At 66.7% G+C, this 17,273-nt stretch carries 17 protein-coding genes and 1 tRNA gene; 9 read left to right on the forward strand and 9 right to left on the reverse strand.

Going from position 1 to position 17,273, the window contains the following annotated elements; all coding sequences use genetic code 11:
* Positions 1 to 317: 317 nt before the first annotated feature.
* A complete protein-coding gene (locus tag RQI43_RS09725; protein WP_207411539.1) occupies positions 318 to 1,226 on the reverse strand; it encodes an N-formylglutamate amidohydrolase in 909 nt (302 codons plus the stop codon).
* A gap of 208 nt (positions 1,227 to 1,434) precedes the next feature.
* On the opposite strand from RQI43_RS09725, the gene cpdR reads away from it, so the two are divergent.
* The 4 genes from cpdR to RQI43_RS09745 all read left to right on the forward strand — a co-directional run bounded on the left by cpdR (position 1,435) and on the right by RQI43_RS09745 (position 3,545).
* Complete coding sequence (cpdR, locus tag RQI43_RS09730) at positions 1,435 to 1,791, forward strand: cell cycle two-component system response regulator CpdR (RefSeq protein ID WP_003603128.1); 357 nt, start codon at positions 1,435 to 1,437, stop codon at positions 1,789 to 1,791.
* 98 nt (positions 1,792 to 1,889) lie between these two features.
* Positions 1,890 to 2,162, forward strand: coding sequence for a glutaredoxin 3 (grxC, locus tag RQI43_RS09735; protein WP_207411540.1), 273 nt, complete (start codon positions 1,890 to 1,892; stop codon positions 2,160 to 2,162).
* Entirely contained in the window at positions 2,159 to 3,034 is an 876-nt protein-coding gene (locus tag RQI43_RS09740; protein WP_311275022.1) for a carbon-nitrogen hydrolase family protein, read from the forward strand. The genes grxC and RQI43_RS09740 overlap by 4 nt, the downstream gene beginning before the upstream one ends.
* A 25-nt stretch (positions 3,035 to 3,059) precedes the next feature.
* Entirely contained in the window at positions 3,060 to 3,545 is a 486-nt protein-coding gene (locus tag RQI43_RS09745; protein ID WP_311275023.1) for a DUF1178 family protein, read from the forward strand.
* 18 nt (positions 3,546 to 3,563) lie between these two features.
* On the opposite strand, the gene RQI43_RS09750 is transcribed toward RQI43_RS09745, so the two are convergent.
* Both RQI43_RS09750 and RQI43_RS09755 read right to left on the reverse strand, forming a co-directional pair.
* A complete protein-coding gene (locus RQI43_RS09750) occupies positions 3,564 to 4,055 on the reverse strand; it encodes a disulfide bond formation protein B (RefSeq protein WP_311275024.1) in 492 nt (163 codons plus the stop codon).
* The gene (locus RQI43_RS09755) at positions 4,052 to 4,633 is read right to left on the reverse strand and encodes a YqaA family protein (protein WP_056431376.1); all 582 of its coding nucleotides are present in this window, start codon (positions 4,631 to 4,633) and stop codon (positions 4,052 to 4,054) included. The genes RQI43_RS09750 and RQI43_RS09755 overlap by 4 nt, the downstream gene beginning before the upstream one ends.
* 143 nt (positions 4,634 to 4,776) lie before the next feature.
* Between RQI43_RS09755 and RQI43_RS09760 the strand changes: the two genes are divergently transcribed.
* Positions 4,777 to 4,863 (forward strand) — tRNA-Leu (locus tag RQI43_RS09760).
* Positions 4,864 to 4,906: 43 nt separating this feature from the next.
* Here the strand turns inward: RQI43_RS09760 and RQI43_RS09765 are convergent.
* The 3 genes from RQI43_RS09765 to RQI43_RS09775 all read right to left on the reverse strand — a co-directional run bounded on the left by RQI43_RS09765 (position 4,907) and on the right by RQI43_RS09775 (position 8,758).
* On the reverse strand, positions 4,907 to 5,614 hold the full coding sequence (locus tag RQI43_RS09765) for a glutamine amidotransferase-related protein (protein ID WP_311275025.1): 708 nt from the start codon (positions 5,612 to 5,614) through the stop codon (positions 4,907 to 4,909).
* Between the two features lie 262 nt (positions 5,615 to 5,876).
* On the reverse strand, positions 5,877 to 7,253 hold the full coding sequence (eat, locus tag RQI43_RS09770; protein WP_311275026.1) for an ethanolamine permease: 1,377 nt from the start codon (positions 7,251 to 7,253) through the stop codon (positions 5,877 to 5,879).
* A gap of 344 nt (positions 7,254 to 7,597) precedes the next feature.
* Entirely contained in the window at positions 7,598 to 8,758 is a 1,161-nt protein-coding gene (locus RQI43_RS09775; RefSeq protein WP_311275027.1) for a ceramide glucosyltransferase, read from the reverse strand.
* Between the two features lie 196 nt (positions 8,759 to 8,954).
* On the opposite strand from RQI43_RS09775, the gene RQI43_RS09780 reads away from it, so the two are divergent.
* Positions 8,955 to 9,854, forward strand: coding sequence for a histone deacetylase (locus RQI43_RS09780; protein WP_311275028.1), 900 nt, complete (start codon positions 8,955 to 8,957; stop codon positions 9,852 to 9,854).
* A 6-nt stretch (positions 9,855 to 9,860) separates the two neighbouring features.
* Here the strand turns inward: RQI43_RS09780 and RQI43_RS09785 are convergent, their stop codons facing one another.
* Positions 9,861 to 10,454, reverse strand: a complete 594-nt coding sequence (locus tag RQI43_RS09785; RefSeq protein ID WP_056431361.1) for a TetR/AcrR family transcriptional regulator — start codon at positions 10,452 to 10,454, stop codon at positions 9,861 to 9,863.
* 88 nt (positions 10,455 to 10,542) lie between these two features.
* Between RQI43_RS09785 and RQI43_RS09790 the strand changes: the two genes are divergently transcribed.
* Genes RQI43_RS09790 through RQI43_RS09800 form a run of 3 tightly spaced genes read left to right on the forward strand, consistent with a single transcriptional unit; the run spans position 10,543 to position 15,895 of the window.
* Positions 10,543 to 11,676: an efflux RND transporter periplasmic adaptor subunit gene (locus RQI43_RS09790; RefSeq protein ID WP_311275029.1), complete on the forward strand. Its 1,134-nt coding sequence runs from the start codon at positions 10,543 to 10,545 to the stop codon at positions 11,674 to 11,676.
* Positions 11,673 to 12,758: an efflux RND transporter periplasmic adaptor subunit gene (locus tag RQI43_RS09795; RefSeq protein ID WP_311275030.1), complete on the forward strand. Its 1,086-nt coding sequence runs from the start codon at positions 11,673 to 11,675 to the stop codon at positions 12,756 to 12,758. The genes RQI43_RS09790 and RQI43_RS09795 overlap by 4 nt, the downstream gene beginning before the upstream one ends.
* A gap of 38 nt (positions 12,759 to 12,796) precedes the next feature.
* A complete protein-coding gene (locus RQI43_RS09800; protein WP_311275031.1) occupies positions 12,797 to 15,895 on the forward strand; it encodes an efflux RND transporter permease subunit in 3,099 nt (1,032 codons plus the stop codon).
* On the opposite strand, the gene RQI43_RS09805 is transcribed toward RQI43_RS09800, so the two are convergent.
* Both RQI43_RS09805 and tsaA read right to left on the reverse strand, forming a co-directional pair.
* A complete protein-coding gene (locus RQI43_RS09805) occupies positions 15,896 to 16,591 on the reverse strand; it encodes a GDSL-type esterase/lipase family protein (protein WP_311275032.1) in 696 nt (231 codons plus the stop codon).
* Positions 16,588 to 17,109, reverse strand: a complete 522-nt coding sequence (gene tsaA, locus RQI43_RS09810) for a tRNA (N6-threonylcarbamoyladenosine(37)-N6)-methyltransferase TrmO (protein ID WP_311275033.1) — start codon at positions 17,107 to 17,109, stop codon at positions 16,588 to 16,590. The genes RQI43_RS09805 and tsaA overlap by 4 nt, the downstream gene beginning before the upstream one ends.
* Positions 17,110 to 17,273: the final 164 nt, after the last annotated feature.

Raw genomic sequence — 17,273 nt, forward strand, 5'->3', positions numbered from 1 at the left:
GGGGGTAGGCACAAACCGGGACTGTCTAGCCAAGACCTGCAAGCTGCGCCGTACGGTGCGTGCGACGCGGGCATGGCATGCACCGAGTGCAGACTTTCGGCGGCGAAACACTCTTGCGCTTTGTGCGGCGCACTGTACTTTGTGCATTGCGAGATCGCGATGGCGTCGCGGTCCCGTAGCCCTTCTTGGGCGTTTCCTCCCTAGACTTCGGGCCGCTCTTCGGAGCGGCCTTTTTTCTTGGGAAATCGGTTTGTGATTTGGCGGTTTGTAATTTGGGACGTCTGCTCGCGCGATACGCGCGGCAGAACCCATCCCGTCTATTCGGCGGCGATCCTGCGGAGTGTCAGGCTGTCCATTTCCTCGGCCACCGCCTTCACCACCTCGCGTAGCGTCCAGACCAGATCCGCGAACCCCTGCGTCACCGCGAGGTTGCTCTCGTTCATGTAGAGCCCACGGTTGATCTCGATCTGAAGCGCGTGGCGGCCGATATTCGGCTCTCCGTAATGTTCGGTGATGAACCCGCCCGCATAGGGCTTGTTGCGCAGGGTGCGGAAACCGCGCGCGCGCAAATGATGCTCGAACGCGGCGATCAGGATCGGCGTGCAGCTCGTCCCGAACCTGTCGCCCAGCACGAAATCGGCCTTCGCATCCTCGTCGCGGGGGAGGCTCGAGGACGGCATCGAATGGCAATCAATCAGGATGGCGTGGCCGAAGGCACGTGCGGTGCGCTGGATGAGGCCGCGCAGGGTGCGGTGATACGGCTTGTAGAGCTCCTCGATCCGCGCGACCGCTTCCTCCACGGGGAGCCGCGTGCGGTAGATCTCCTGACCATCGGCCACCACCCTCGGCACCGTGCCGAGGCCGCCGGCGACACGCATGGACCGCGTGTTGGCGAAGGGCGGAAGGCGGCCGTCGAACATGCGCGGGTCGAGCTCGTAGGGCTCGCGATTTACGTCGAGATAGGCCCGTGGGAAGTTCGCTCGCATGAGCGGCGCGCCGAGATCGACCACGGGCGCGAACAGGCGGTCGACATAGGCGTCTTCCGAGCGGCGGAGCGCCAACGGGTCGAGGCGTGAGCCCGCGAGGAAGGCTTTCGGATAGACCGCCCCGGAATGAGGCGTGTTGAACACGAACGGAAGCGTGTGCTCGCCCGGCTCGTCGATGGCGAAGGGCGGTACGAAGTCTCCCGGATTCGCTGCATTCCAGCGAGGGCTAGGCTCGGTCATCGCGGCGTGTGCGCCCAGGTGCTGGAAGGGAAACGCATGGCCACACTTTGCGGTGTGTGACGGTGCGTGTCCACTGCGACACCCCCCGTCGCGAAGTGATCGGTGTGCCGTCCTGCACCCGGTCCGGGTGCCAATCTCAACACCTTGTTTACCAAGTCTGCGCTTTATGAAAAGAACACAGCGACTCAAGGGTGCGGGACACCGACCGATGAAGATCCTCCTGGCCGAAGACGACAACGACATGCGCCGGTTCCTGGCCAAGGCGTTGCAGAATGCCGGCTATGACGTGCTGTCGTTCGATAACGGCCTCTCGGCCTATAACCGCCTGCGCGAGGAGCCCTTCGAACTGCTCCTGACCGATATCGTGATGCCGGAAATGGACGGGATCGAGCTGGCGCGCCGCGCCACCGAACTCGATCCGGACATCAAGGTCATGTTCATCACGGGCTTCGCGGCCGTCGCCCTGAACCCGGATTCGAAGGCTCCGAAGGACGCGAAGGTGCTGTCGAAGCCCTTCCACCTGCGTGATCTCGTCAACGAGGTCGAGAAGCTGCTGGCGGCCTGAAACCGATTCGCGCGTCGGCGCAATGACGCCTTCACGGTAGGAAGACGTCCGCCATTCCCCTATATGCTCAGGGGAGCGAAGCGGGACGTCTGCAAACCATGCCTCCGGTGACCATCTACACGACAGCCTGGTGCCCTTACTGCACCGCCGCCAAGACCTTGCTGCGCGAGAAGGGCGTGACCTTCACGGAGGTCGACGTCGAGAAGACTGTCGGCTCCCGTGCGGCCATGACCCAGCGTGCGGGTGGCCGAACCAGCGTGCCGCAGATCTTCATCGGCGAGACGCATGTGGGTGGTTGCGACGACCTCTACGCCCTCGACCGGTCGGGCAAGCTCGATCCGCTTCTGTCGACCGAGGCGCCGCAATCATGAGCGACGGTTCGCCGACGGAACAGGACAAGACCGAGCCTTGCTTTGTCGCGGCCTGCGTCCAGATGCGGTCCGGGCGCGATCCGCTTGCCAATCGGGATGCCGCCGTCGCCCTGGTGCGAGAGGCTGCGTCCCAGGGGGCAGACTACGTACAGACACCGGAAATGACCTCGCTGGTGGAGCGGGATAAAGCCAGCCTGTTCGCCAATGTGCGCGAGCAGGACGAGGACGTGACCCTCGCCGCCCTGCGCGATGTGGCCCGCGAGCGCGGCATCGTCGTCCATATCGGCTCGCTGGCCGTGCGGAACGGCGACAAGATCGCGAACCGTGCCTTCCTCATCGATGCGGAAGGCGCGATCACCGCCTCCTACGACAAGCTCCACCTCTATGACGTGGACCTTCCCAACGGTGAGCGCTGGCGCGAATCCAATACCTATACCGGCGGTGCCTGCGCGGTTGTCGCCGAAACGCCCTGGGCGCCCCTCGGGATCGCGATCTGCTACGACCTGCGTTTCCCGGCCCTGTACCGGGCTCTGGCGGAAGCCGGGGCGACGATCCTCAGCGCGCCCGCCTGTTTCACCAAGCAGACCGGTGAGGCGCATTGGCATGTCCTCCACCGCGCCCGCGCCATCGAGACCGGATCGTTCATGATCTCGGCCGCCCAGGGCGGTCGCCACGAGGACGGACGCGAGACCTACGGCCACTCGATCATCGTCGATCCCTGGGGCAAGGTGCTGGCGGATGCCGGTGGTGCCGAGCCCGGCGTGATCCTGGCCGAGATCGACCTCGCCCGCGTCACAGAGGCGAGGGGGCGGATTCCGGCGCTCAAACACGCGCGCCCCTTCACGGTCGAGCGCCTCGGGCGGGCTGGGTGACCATGCGTCCGGTCCTATCCCGCCCATGATCCGCTACACGCTCGTCTGCGATAACGGACACGATTTCGAGGGCTGGTTTCGCTCGAGCGATTCCTACGACGCTCAGGCGGCGGACGGTCTCGTGGAATGTCTCGCTTGCGGCTCGACCCGGGTCGCCAAGGCCATGATGGCGCCGGCGCTGGCGAAGACCGTGGCTCAGCTGCCCGGTCCGAACCGCGCCCTCGCAGAAGCGTCGCCCACCGATCCTGCCGCAGCACCGTCGGCCGAGCGACTGCCGATGGCGGAGCCAGAGCGGCAGCTGCGCGCGCTGATGCGAGCGGTCCGCGAGCACGTGATCCGGACGGCCGACAATGTCGGTCCGCAATTCCCCGAAGAAGCGCGGCGCATGCATTACGGCGAGGCCGAGTCTCGCCCGATCTACGGCGTCGCCAGCCCTTCCGAGGCCCGTGCCCTCGTGGAGGAGGGGATCGACGTGGCCCCGCTCCCTGCCTTGCCCGGCGACCTCAACTGAAGTTTCGCCGCTGCCCGTTCAGCGTTTGAGGGCGGCCGTTCCGGCGATGGAGGCCAGGATGAAGGCGATGGCCGCATTCCAGCCGGCCAGCGAGATGCCGAGGAAGCGCCAGGCAGCGGTGGAGCAATCGGCGACCCGCGTCGCCTTCAGGGTATCGAGGAAGTCGCCGACATCGCTGGGATTGGCGCCGCTGCCGCCGCCGCAATCGGACGGCCCGGCCCAGAGCGCCCATTCGGCACCGGCGTGATAGACGCTGAGGCCCGCACCATAGAGCAGGCCGAGGGCGGCGATCCCGAGGATCAGCCGCGTCACGCGCTCGGGGGTGAACAGGGCCAGCAGGGCCAGCGGAATGGCCGCGTAATAAGGCAGGCGCTCCGTCAGGCAGAGCTTGCACGGCACGTAGCCGAGAACCCACTGGAAATAGAACGCGCCGGCAATCGCCAGGACAGACCCGATCAGAACCGTCAATGCGGCACGGCGTAGGCGGAGGAGGGCGGAGTAATCGATCACAGCAGCACCTTGAACAGGACGAAGCCGAGGATGATGACGGCCACCGTGATGGCCGCGACGACGTTCAGATGCCGGTCGAGGACGGCGCGAATGGATACGCCGTAGCGCTTCAGAAGCCCAGCGAGGAGAAAGAAGCGCGCGCCTCGTGTGATGAGCGAGAGCAGGACGAACCAGAACAGGTCGTAATGGGCGAAGCCCGACGTGATCGTCACCAGCTTGAACGGGATCGGTGTCAGGCCCTTCAGCAGGATCACCCAGTGACCGTACTGAGCGTAGGAAGCCTGAAAGCTCGCCGCCTTCTCGTTCAACCCATAGAGCGAGAACAGCCAGACCCCGATGGAATCGTAGAGCAACGCGCCGATGGCGTAGCCGAGCAGCCCGCCGGCCACCGACGACAGGGTGGTGATCGTCGCGTAGAACCAGACCCTGTCGGGCCGGCTCACCGCCATCGGCACCAGCATCACGTCGGGTGGCACCGGAAAGAACGAGCTCTCCGAGAACGCTACCGCACCGAGCGCGTAGGGGGCCGACGGCTTGCCCGCGAGCGCGAGTATCCACTCGTAAAGGCGGCGGATCATGAAGAGCTTCTATCCGATAGGGGAGGGCGCGAGGCCCTTTGAGCATAACCCGGCCGGACTTGCGAGCGGGAACCACCGCGGCGCGGTCTCGCTGCAAAACCCCTCTGGCCGTCGGCGCGATCCTGTGCCATGAGGCGGATGTTGCGGGCGTGGTGGAACTGGTAGACGCGCCGGACTCAAAATCCGGTTCTGGTGACAGAGTGTCGGTTCGATTCCGACCGCCCGCACCAATCGTCCCGGCAACGCAGGCTGTGAGCCAGCCCTGGGCACCCCCTACCTCGATTGCAGGAAGCGGCGGATCCAGCCGCCAACGCGGGGAGCATCGCTCTCGCCGCGCAGCGATGCGATGGCCGCGGCTTGAAACGTTTCGTCGTGGGGCTCAGTCGGCCGGTGCCCGGCAATCAGAGCCGTGGCGTAATCGGTTTCGAATTCCGGATGGACCTGGAACGAGATCGCCCGGCGTTGCGGGTAGGACAGGATGCCGTAGGGTGTGAAGACGTTGCCGCCGAGAACGCGCGCGCCCGAAGGGGGGACGATCACCTGATCCTGATGGATCGCGGGCACCGAGATGCGGGTCGCGTCGTCCATCCAGTCCGCGCGTTCGAACAGGTCATAGGTGTGGAGGCCGATGCCCCATCCCTTCGCCGATTTCTCCACCGTGCCGCCGAACGCCGCCGCGAGGATCTGGTGACCGAAGCAGAGCCCGACGAGCTTGGCGCGCCCGTCGACGTCGCGCAGGAAGCTCTTCAGCGGCGCGATCCAGGGCAGGTCGTCATAGACGCCCGCCGCCGATCCCGTCACCACGAACGCGTCGAACGCCTCGGGGGCGGTGGGAAACTGTCCCTCCGCCACCGGAAAGATCGTGACATCAGCGGGGTCGCCGAGGAGTGTCTCGACCATGCGGGCATAGGACGGGTAGGCGTCTGCCAGGCGGGCGGGCGGTGCGCCCGCCTCGATGATTCCAATTTTCATCGCTGCCATATGGCCGAGCCCCGCGCGTGATGCGAGCCCTAAGCTCTCAGATCCTGCTCGATTGGATTTCTCAGCGGATGCTCATGCCGAAGTCGATCATCCGCAGGGGCGATCATCCAAGCAGACCTCCTCATCCTGAGGTGCCCTTTGCTGTGGCAAAGGGCCTCGAAGGAGCCCTCCAGATACCAAAGCGATCCCTGGAAGGCTCCTTCGAGGCCGCTACGCGGCACCTCAGGATGAGGTAAAGGCTTGGAAAAAACCAATTAGCCCATCAGATAGCCGGATCGAGCGTCGGGGCGGGAAGGGTTGCGACCGGCTTTGCCAGGAAATGCGAGGCGGAAACGGCCACGACCATCACGGCCAGGAAGATCGCGAAGATCGCCGGATTGAAGACGACCAGCGCGATGAAGCAGATGCCGGCCATGGCCAGGGCGAAGGCGGGGGCGATGGGGAAGAACGGTGCCCGGTAGGGACGAGCCAGATCGGGCTCGCTGCGGCGCAGCTTGAACAGGGCCGCCATGCTCATGCCGTACATCACCAGCGCGCCGAACACCGCCATGGTGACGATGCTCGCGGTGAGGGACTGGCCCGCGATCTCGATGAGGTTGTCGCTGTAGATGGCGGCGATGCCGACGAGGCCGCCGGCCACGGTCGCCACGTGGGGGGTCTGGAAGCGCGGATGCACCTTTGCGAGGAAACCGGGCAGGTAGCCGGCGCGGCCGAGGGCGAAGATCTGGCGCGAATAGCCCATGATGATGCCGTGGAACGACGCCACGAGGCCGAACAGGCCGAGCCAGACCAGCATGTGCAGCCAGCCGCTCGACTCGCCCACCACCGTCTTCATGGCCTGGGGCAGCGGGTCGTTGAGGTTGCTCAGGGTGCGCCAGTCGCCCGAGCCGCCGGCGAAGATCATCACGCCGAAGGCGAGGACGGTAAGCGTCAGCACGCCGGTGATGTAGGCGATGGGGATCGTGCGCTTGGGGTCCTTGGCCTCTTCCGCCGCCATGGCGACGCCTTCGATGGCGAGGAAGAACCAGATGGCGAAGGGAATGGCCGCGAACATGCCGCCGATCGCGGCGAGGCTGAATGTGGATTCCCCGGCCCAGCCATGGGCGGCGAAATTGGTGAAGCTGAAGGCGGGGGCGACGACGCCCATGAACACCAGCAACTCACCCACCGCCAGGATGGTCACGAACAGCTCGAACGTGGCGGCGATCTGAACGCCGACGATGTTGAGGGTCATGAAAATCAGGTAGGCGGCGAGCGCTGCGTGTTTCGGGTCGAGGCCCGGAAACTGGACGTTGAGATAGGCGCCGATGGCGAGCGCGATGGCGGGCGGCGCGAATACGAATTCGATCAACGTCGCATAGCCGGCGATGCAGCCGCCGATGGGGCCGAAGGCGCGCCGGCTATAGGCGAAGGGGCCGCCGGCCTGCGGAATGGCCGTGGTGAGTTCGGTGAAGCTGAAGATGAAGGCGACGTACATCGCCGCGATGAAGGTCGTCGTCACCAGGAAGCCGAGCGTGCCGGCGCTGGCCCAGCCGTAGCTCCAGCCGAAATACTCGCCCGAGATCACGAGGCCGACGGCGATGCCCCAGAGATGGAACGCGTTCAGGCCCTTATGCAGGCCGGTGGATTCGCTTTGCATGGTGGGTTCCCGTCATCGGCGAAGGCTGCCGTCGGGGAATGGCCAAGCAAGAGTTTTGCCGTACGATAAAGAGGGCGTGCGACGCCGGTATCCGGTTAGGGCATCGAACTCAGGTGAGAGCGCTATCGCGTGATATTCGTGGACATATCTCCGTCATTCCGGGTCGCCGACGGCGAGCCCGGAATCCAGAACCACCGAGGCTGCCATGTCGAGCACAGGTTGAGGCTCTGGGTTCCGGGCTCCGCTCCGCGGACCCGGAATGACGGTGAGGGGACAAAACCCCGGAGGCCGTATCGAATAAGTCTGTGCCTTAAAGCCGAGTTCGGAGTCCGGCGTATCCGCCGTCAGGCCGCGGTGGCGCGGGTGCGCAGGCGCGGCGTCTCCTTGGGGCGGATGTCCATGGCGTTGCCGCGCCAGACGATGGCGCTCTGCATCCAGGCGCTGACCCACATGATGGGGAGGATGGCGTCGCGAAGCAGGAAGGCGAGGAAGAGCCGGGGCGAGCGGTGCCACCCGGCGCGGGCCGCGAGCGCGTATTCGGCCCCGTACCAGAGCATCGCCATGACGACGACGCCGATCAGGACTGGAGTGCAGGGAACGCAGAGGGCCGCGATCGCGAAGGGCAGCACCGTGCCGGAGCCGATCTCGGGCGCGAAGAAGTGCGGGAAGGTGACCCGGCGCAGACGCGCCCAGCGGACCTGCCGCGACCAGACCTCGCGGAACGCGCGGGTGCCCAGGGGCTGGTCGAAGGGCGAGGCCACGAGGTGGACCCGCTTGCCGGCCGCGCGAACGAGCTTCGTCGCCGCCGCATCCTCGGCGATCTCGGCGGCGAGCGCCCGGATGCCGCCATGCCCGTCCAGGAAGGGCTTGTGCCAGAGCATGCTCTTGCCCTGCGCGAAGCCGAGGCCGAGGCTTTCGCCGGTATATTGCCAGCGTGCCTGGAGCGTATTGAGGAAGGCGCATTCCAGTTCGGCGAAGAAACCGTGCGGCCGTGCGCCGATGGGCGTGGAGCAGACGAGGCCCGTATCGGGCCGCCACGAGGCCTGCAGCCTCTGCAGGTAATCGGGCGGCATCAGGACGTTGGAATCGGCCAGCACCACCCATTCGTGGCGGGCCGCCTCCCAGCCCCGCACGCAATTGTTGAGCTTGGGATTGTCGCTGATTCGCTCGTCGCCGACGATGAGCCGTGCCGGCACCGTGGGATGGGCCGCCATCAGGCGGTGCAGCAGCGGGACGATGGGATCGCGGTCATCGGCGACGCAGAAGATCAGCTCGTAATCCGGGTGGTCGAGATGGAAGCCGCGCTCGAGCATCTCCTCGCTGAACGCTTCGAGGCCGCAGACCGGGCGAACGAGGGAAATGGGCGCGGCGCTGGGAAAGCTCGGGGTCCCGCGATTCCGGCCAATGCGCCATGCGGCGATGGCGATGCTAAGGAGATTGACCGAGGTCAGTGCGGCACAGAGCGAGAGCGCGACGATCGCGCCGGTCTCGATACTGCCGAACATGCCGCGCTCCCTCCGGGCCTCCGCCACCTGACGGAACCAGCCCCTGCCCAAGGCCGTAACAGACGGGCTATTTCAGTCGTATGACAGCGGCGCGGCCCCGATCTGCCGCCCGCCAGAGGGAAGGCTAGGGCGTGAGCGAGACGAGACCCTTGGCCGTTCGCGGAACTGCCGTTCGGCCCGGTCGGTTCGACCCGGCATGACCCCGCCCATCGTCGTCCACCCTGCCTATCAGGCCGTCCTGCCGGAGGGGCATCGCTTTCCGATGCGGAAATATGGCCGTCTCGCCGAAACGCTCGCGGCGCTCGGCCTCGCCCCCGCCGGTTTCGTCAGACCGGAGCCGGCCGACGCGGACATGCTGAAGCGCGCGCATCGATCGGATTACGTCGATGCCGTCCTGTCCTGCTCGGTCTCGCGGGAAATCGAGCGCGAGATCGGCCTTCCGGTGGATGAGAGCGTCGTGGCCCGCTCGTGTGCCTCGGCCGGCGGCACCCTCGCGGCGGCGCGGCTCGCGCTGGAGCATGGCCTCGCAGGCAGCGCCGCCGGCGGAAGCCACCATGCGCGGCGGGAGACCGGCGCGGGTTTCTGCGTGTTCAACGACGTCGCCGTCGCCGCCCTGGCGCTTCAGGACGAGGGCACGATCCGCCGGGCGCTGGTGGTCGATTGCGACGTGCATCAGGGCGACGGCACCGCCGATTGCCTCGCCGGCTCACCGGACCTGTTCACGTTCTCGGTCCATGCGGAAAAGAACTACCCGACGCGCAAGATCCCCGGCGACCTCGATCTGGGCTTGGTCGATGGCGTCGACGACGCGGCCTACGCGGCCGTTCTGGCGGCGCATCTGCCGGGCCTGCTCGACGGCCTCTCGCCGGACATCGTGTTCTACAATGCCGGGGTCGATCCGCACATGGACGACCGGCTCGGGCGACTGGCCCTCACCGATGCGGGCCTCGCCGCACGGGATCGCTACGTCATCGGAGAAGCACGCCGGCGTCGCATTCCCCTCGTGGCTGTGATCGGCGGCGGCTATGCCACCGATATCGACGCCCTGGCCGCCCGCCACGCCCTCGTCTTCCAGGCCATGGCCGCCCTCGCGTGAAGCCGCTCAGGGCGTCCCGCACGCATCCGGAGGGATCTCGCCCTCGGTCACGCAGCGCGCCACCTTTTCGAGGCCGTCGAAGAGCCGTTCGAGCTGCGCGCCCTCCATGGAATGGAAGCCCAGCGTCCGGGTGATCAGCAACCCCAGTGTCGAGAACACCAAAGCTGCGCCGATCCCCGGACAGGTCTCGATCTTCTCGAGGCCGGCGAGCCGTTCGCGGAGGAACGCGTTGAAGCCGGCGAATGCCTCGGGATTTTCTGCGGAGGCCAGAAGGAAGGCCCGCGGGAAGCCCTCTTCCTCAGCGTAGACCTGCCTCGCATGGGCGATCAGCGCGAGGGGGAGGGCCGAGGGACCCGGAACCTGCTCCGCTTCGAGCCGGGCAATGCCCTCCTTGACCTCCTTCAGCTTGCGCTCGGCCATGGCCGTGATGAGCGCTTCCTTCGAGGAGAAATGGTGGAGGACCCCGCCCTTGCTCAGGCCCGCCTCCGCCGCGACCGCGTCGATCGTCAAGGTGCGCGTACCCGCACGACGGATCAGGCTCTCGGCCGCATCGAGGATGATGCTTGCCCGGTCCTCGCGCCGTGTGCGCGGCTTTGCCATGTCATTGCCTTTTAGAAACCGTCTGGACGGTCTGTAAGATACCCGATAGAGAAGCGGTTCGATAGAGCTTATCCGGAATGGGGTCGTGGTGTCTGGTCTGACCAAGTCCATTCGACGAATCCGTGGCGCGGGGGCGGTCACCCTCCTCGGCCTTGCGGTCTCGGCCTCGCTTCCGGCTTCTGCCAAGGAGGCGGAGGACGTCTCCGCTGCCGGCGCGGCCAAGCAGAGCCTCGCCATCGTCCGGACGGCGAAGGCCGAGCGTAGCACCATCTCGGCCGATCTCGTCTTCACGGGCGACATCCAGGCCCAGTCGCAGGTCAACGTGGCGTTCCGTAACAACGGCAAGATCGCCACGCGACTGGTGGAGGTCGGCGATCACGTCACCGCCGATCAGGTCTTGGCCAAGCTCGATCCGCAGGAGCAGCGCGCCAACCTCAACAACGCTCAGGCCGCGCTGACCTCCGCCGAGGCGCTGCTGACCCAGGCAAAGGTCAATTTCAAGCGCCAGGAGATGCTGCTCTCCAGCGGATACACCACACGGCCGAGCTATGACGATGCCGAGCAGCAACTCCGCACGACCCTGGCCTCGGTCGAGTCCGCCAAGGCGGCACTGGGCACGGCCCAGGAGCAGTTCTCCTACACCGATCTGAAATCGGGCGTTGACGGCATCGTCCTGAGCCGCAGCTTCGAGGTGGGGCAAGTGGTCCAGGCGGGCCAGACCGTTCTCACCATGGCGGAGGACGGGCCGCGCGACGCGGTGTTCAACGTGTTCGAGGCGGTTCTCGCGACCCCGCCCGAGAGCAAGCAGATCGACGTCACCCTCCAGGCGGACCCGAAGGTGCGGACCGTCGGCACGGTGCGGGAAATTTCCCCGAGCGTGGACGCCGCCTCCGGCACCGTGAGGGTCAAGGTCGGGCTGAAGGACACGCCCGCTGCCATGACCCTTGGGGCCATCGTCGTCGGCACCGGCAAGTTCCGGCCGCAGACGGCGATCGTCCTGCCCTGGTCCTCGCTCTACCGCTGGGAGAACGCACCGGCCGTGTGGGTCCGCGATCCGGCCAGCGGCAAGGTCGCGCCGCGCAACGTGACCATCGACCGCTACTCGCCCAACACCATCGCCCTGTCCGGCGGTGTCGAGCCGGGCGAGGAGGTGGTCATCGCGGGTATTCAATTCCTCCGCCCGGGCCAGACCGTCTCGGTTGCCGAGAAGATCGGCCGATGATCCATTTCGGCTTACGCCTGACGCTGATCGCAGCGGTCGTGTCCACCCTCGGTGCCTGCCATGGCGAGGAGGAGAATGCCGGCCCGCCTCCAGTGCGGCCCGTCCTCTACACCGTGGTCAAGCCCATCGACACGATCGTGTTCGGGCCTTTCGCGGGCTTCGTGGCCCCCCGCTACCAGTCCGAGATCGGATTCCAGATCGCGGGCCGGGTCATCGCCCGCGACGTGACCGTGGGGGATGTGGTCAAGAAGGGCCAGCGCATCGCCGCCCTCGATCCCGTCGTCACGCGTTTCGCCCTGACGCGGGCGGAGGCGGAACTCGCCGATGCCACGGCGCAGGCGGAGAACGCCATCGCCACCGAGGCGCGGCAGAGGCGGCTCATCGCCAACGGCAACGTCACCCAGGCCCGGCTCGACAGCGCCGTGGCGAGCCGGGACACGGCCCAGGCCCGTCTCGCCCAGGCCCAGGCGAACCTGCAGAAAGCCCGCGACCAGATGGGCTATACCGAGCTGCATGCGGATTTCGACGGCGTCGTCACCGTCCGCAGCGCGGAGGTGGGGCAGGTTCTCTCCGCCGGGCAAGCGGTGGCGACCTTGGCCCGTCCCGAGGAGCGCGAGGCCGTGGTCGACATCCCCGAGGATCTCGTGGGGGCCATGCCGAAGGACGCGGTCTTCACCGTTGCGCTCCAAAGCGCGCCCGACGTGACGGCCACGGGGAAAGTCCGCGAGGTCTCGCCCTTCGCCGACCAGAAGACTCGCACCCGCCGCATCAGGATGACCCTGCTCAAGCCACCGGACGCGTTCCGCCTCGGCTCCACCATCACGGTCGGCCTGTCGCGCCATATGGCGCCGCGTTTCCAGTTGCCGGCGACCGCCGTCTTCGAGGCCGATGGACGAAGCGCGGTCTGGATCGTCAACGAGGCCGGGGATGCCGTGTCCCGCCGCGACGTCACCGTCGCGGACAGGAACGGCGAGCGTGTCTCCATCACCGAGGGGCTGAAGCCGGGAGAGCGCGTCGTGCTCGCCGGTGCCCGCAGCCTCACCGAAGGTCAGCGCGTCCGCCTCGCCGACACATTTCAATAGCCGCGCCGATCCGACCAGCGTCACGCGAGAGCCGCCCCGTGAAGAACTTCAACCTGTCCGAATGGGCGCTCGAGCATCGCTCCTTCGTCTGGTTCCTGATGCTCATCTCGATGCTGGCGGGCTTCCTCGCCTACGAGAAGCTCGGCCGCGAGGAAGACCCGCCCTTCGCCATCAAAACGATGATCGTGCAGGCGCGCTGGCCCGGCGCCACGATCAGCGACACCCTCGATCAGGTCACCGAACGGATCGAGAAGGAATTGCAGCAGATCGATGCCGTCGATTTCAGCCGCAGCTACACTACGCCGGGCCAGACCACGGTCTTCGTGCAGCTGCGTGAGACGACGCCGCCCAAGACCATTCCGGGCATTTTCTACCAGGTCCGCAAGCGTATCGGCGATATCGGCAGCACCTTTCCGCAAGGGATCCAGGGGCCGTTCTTCAACGACGAGTTCGGCGACGTCTTCGGCAACGTCTATGCGTTCACCGCCGACGGCGTCTCCATGCGCCAGCTTCGCGACTATGTGGAGCGGGTGCGCGCCGACCTGAAGAAGGTCAACAATGCCGGCAAGATGCAGCTGCTCGGCGCGCAGGACGAGGCGATCTACCTCGACTTCTCCACCCGTAAGCTCGCCGGCCTCGGCGTCGACCAGGCCGCCGTCATCGCGACGCTGCAGGCGCAGAACGCCATTGCCCCCTCCGGCGTGATCCAGGCCGGGCCCGAGCGCGTCTCCGTGCGCGTCGGCGGTCAGTTCGTCTCCGAGGACAGTCTCAAGACCATCAACCTGCGGGTGAACGACCGGTTCTTCCGCCTGTCCGACGTGGCGGAGATCTCGCGCGGCTTCACCGATCCGCCGACTGCCTTGTTCCGGTTCAACGGCCAGCCTGCGATCGGCCTCGCCATCGCCATGCAGCCCTCCGGCAACCTGCTGACCTTCGGCCACGACCTGAAGGCGCGGATGAAGAAGCTCGAAGGCGAGCTACCTTACGGCGTCGGCATCCACCTCGTCTCCGACCAGCCGAAGATCGTCGAAGAGGCTGTGGGCGGCTTCACCAAGGCGCTGATCGAGGCCGTCGTCATCGTCCTCGGCGTCAGCTTCATCAGCCTCGGATGGCGCGCAGGGCTCGTGGTCTCGTTCTCCATCCCCCTCGTCCTCGCCGTGGTCTTCGTGGTGATGCAGGTCATGGGCGTCACGCTTCAGCGCATTTCGCTCGGCGCCCTCATCATCTCGCTGGGCCTCCTCGTCGACGACGCCATGATCACGGTTGAGATGATGGTCGCGCGGCTCGAGGTCGGCGATACCCTGAAGAAGGCGGCGACCTTCGCCTACACCTCCACCGCCTTCCCGATGCTCACCGGCACCCTCGTCACGGTGGCGGGCTTCCTGCCCATCGGCTTCAACGGCTCGGCGGCGGGCGAGTACACCTATAGCTTGTTCGTGGTCATCGCGGCCTCGCTCCTGATTTCCTGGGTCGTGGCGGTGCTGTTCGCGCCGCTCATCGGCGTGAAGCTGCTGCCGAAGACCATCAAGAAGCATCACGACAAACCGAGCTTCCTGCTCCGGACCTTCCGGGCGATGCTGCTTCCGGCCATGCGCTTCCGCTGGATCACCGTGGCCTTCTGCGTCGGCCTGCTCGGCCTGTCGCTCTACGGCATCCAGTTCGTGCAGCAGCAATTCTTCCCGGCCTCCGACCGTCCCGAGATCCTCGTGGACATGACGTTGCCGCAGAATGCCAGCATCGCCGAGACCAAGGCCCAGATGGACCGATTCGAGGCGACGATGAAGGGCGATCCCGACATCCTGCGCTGGAGCTCCTATGTCGGGCAGGGCGCGGTGCGCTTCTATCTTCCCCTCGACCAGCAGCTCGGCAACGCGTTCTTCGGCCAGATCATCGTGGTGACCTCGTCGCTCGAGGCGCGGGACAAGATGATCCAGAAATTCGAGGCGCTGGCGGCCAAGGAATTCGTCGGTACCGACGTGTTCGTCCACTCCCTCGATCTCGGCCCGCCGGTGGGACGCCCGATCCAGTACCGGCTGAGCGGACCCGATCTGCAGAAGGTGCGGGGCCTCGCGCTCCAGCTCAGCAACATCGTCGCCTCGAACCCGAATGTCGGCCTGCCCAACCTCGACTGGAACGAGCCCGGCAAAGTGCTCAAGGTCGAGATCATTCAGGACAAGGCGCGCCAGCTCGGGGTCACTTCGGAGGATATCGCCGGCCTGCTCAACGGCATCGTCGGCGGCCGCGCGATCACTCAGGTCCGCGATTCGATCTACCTCGTGGACGTCATCGGCCGCGCCCAGGCGGTGGAGCGCAACTCCGTCGAGACGCTCCAGAGCCTGCAGGTGCCGCTATCGAACGGCAGCGTCGTGCCGCTGCTCGCCTTCGCCACGGTGAGCTACGAACTCGAACAGCCCATCGTCTGGCGCCGCGACCGCCTGCCCACCATCACGGTCCGGGCGGCCATCGTGAACGACACCCAGGCCCCGACCATCGTCAACGCCCTAGATCCGGCCATCAAGGCCTTCGAGAAGACCCTGCCGGATGGCTACACCCTCGCGGTCGGCGGTGCGGTGGAGGAGAGCGCCAAGGGCAGCGGACCCATCGCGGCGGTGGCGCCGGTGATGCTGCTCGCCATGGCGATGTTCCTGATGATCCAGCTTCAGAGCTTCCAGAAGCTGTTCCTGGTGGCGAGCGTGGCGCCGCTCGGCCTGATCGGCGTGGTGGCGATCCTGCTGCCCTTCGGCAAGCCATTGGGCTTCGTCGCCATCCTCGGCGTGCTCGCCCTCATCGGCATCATCATCCGCAACTCGGTGATCCTGGTGATGCAGATCGACGAGTACGACCGCGAGGGCTACGCCCCGTGGGATGCGGTGGTGGAGGCGACCTGCCACCGGATGCGGCCGATCCTGCTCACGGCCGGGGCGGCGAGCCTCGCCCTCATCCCCATCGCCCGTGAAGTGTTCTGGGGGCCGATGGCCTATGCCATGATCGGCGGCATCATCGCCGCCACCTTCCTGACGCTGTTCTTCCTGCCCGCCCTCTATGTCGGCTGGTACCGCATCAAGGCACCCAAGGGAGACAGGCCGGAAGGCGGTGCATCGACGGCGCCGGCGGCGCCCCATCACGCCGGGGCCTGATCAGGGCCTCGCCGCGCAGAGAGCGGGCTCCAAGGCCCGCATCACGCGGCGGTAATCCGCGATGTGCAGATTGTCGCGCAAGGTGCCGGGCAGGGCGAACCCGGTATCGCCGTCGCGGAGCTCCGCGAAAGGATCCGCATAACCGCAGGACAGGCGTTCGCACAGGACCCTGATCCGGGCGGAATAGGCCGCTACCGCCGCCGGTTCGAGGCGCTTCGCCACCGAACGCGAGATGGGCGGAATGGCGGCGACCACGACGCGGTCGCTTTCGGCCTGCAGCCGTTTCACGATCCGCTCCACCGATTCGTCGAAGATTTGGCCCGTTCTGTCTGATAGCGGCTCCTTCTTCCGCAGAAGATCGTTGGTTCCGATGAAGGCCACCACCGCGCGGGGGCGGGTCTTCACGGACAGGTTGGCCACGAGATCGGCATAGACGGAGGCCGAGGCGCCGCTCACACCGGCATTGACGATCTCCGCGCCACAGACCCGCTGCGCCGGGTTCTGCAACTCGGCCTGCGAATCGCCGGCGAGGAGGATGTAGCCGTCCGGTGCATCGTCGAGATGGGCCTGGATCGAAGGCAACCGGTCCGTGGCGTAGAGCCGGGTGTTGAGGCGCAGGGGCTTCTCGATCCATCCGATGGCGAAGCCGACGCCGAGGATCGCCAACCCGGCAAGGCCCAGGCGCAGAGCCCTCACCGGGCCGCCCCCGACCCGTCCACGATTTTTGCCGTGCCGGCTCGGTCGATGGTCGCCTCCGGCCGCGAATCGGTGCTGGCGTAATAGGGCTTGATATCGAGGAGCGGCGTGCCGTCGAGGCAGTCGAGCCCTCTGACTCTCAGGGTCGTCCCTTCGATGCCGAGGAGTTCCACCACAGACAGCGCGATGGGGTTGGGCCGCGCCGGGGAGCGCAGGGAGAACGTGCCCCGGCTGCCCTCCGCATGGCGCGGCATCTGGCGCACGATGTCCCGTGCCGCCCGGTCCATCCAGTAGAGCACGATGAGGTGGCTCGCCCCCTCCACGTTCTGCAAACCGGGGGCGAAGGCGGCATCCACCTCCAGGGTGCAGATGGCGTCGGTCTGAAGCCCGTTCTTCGGGCATTCGGCGCGGGTCGCCCATGGGGTCCGGACACGGCCGATGAAGTAGAGCCCGGCATCGTGGGAGGTGGGCAGCGTGACGGTCTCTTCGCCGGGCCGCCGGTCGATTGGGTCGCTCATCTTGCGCATCGGGTTTGGAGAGGCGTTACCCGGCGGGACCGCGCGAGCCGTTCGCAGCGAGCATGTCGGACAACTCGCCCCCGTGCGCAAGCCGGTCGACAACGCGCCGCCATGCGGGCCGCATCGTTCCATCCACGGCCGGCGGGGTATAGGTTTCCGTCGGC

The organism is Methylobacterium sp. WCS2018Hpa-22, assembly GCF_031843785.1.
GTDB lineage: Bacteria > Pseudomonadota > Alphaproteobacteria > Rhizobiales > Beijerinckiaceae > Methylobacterium.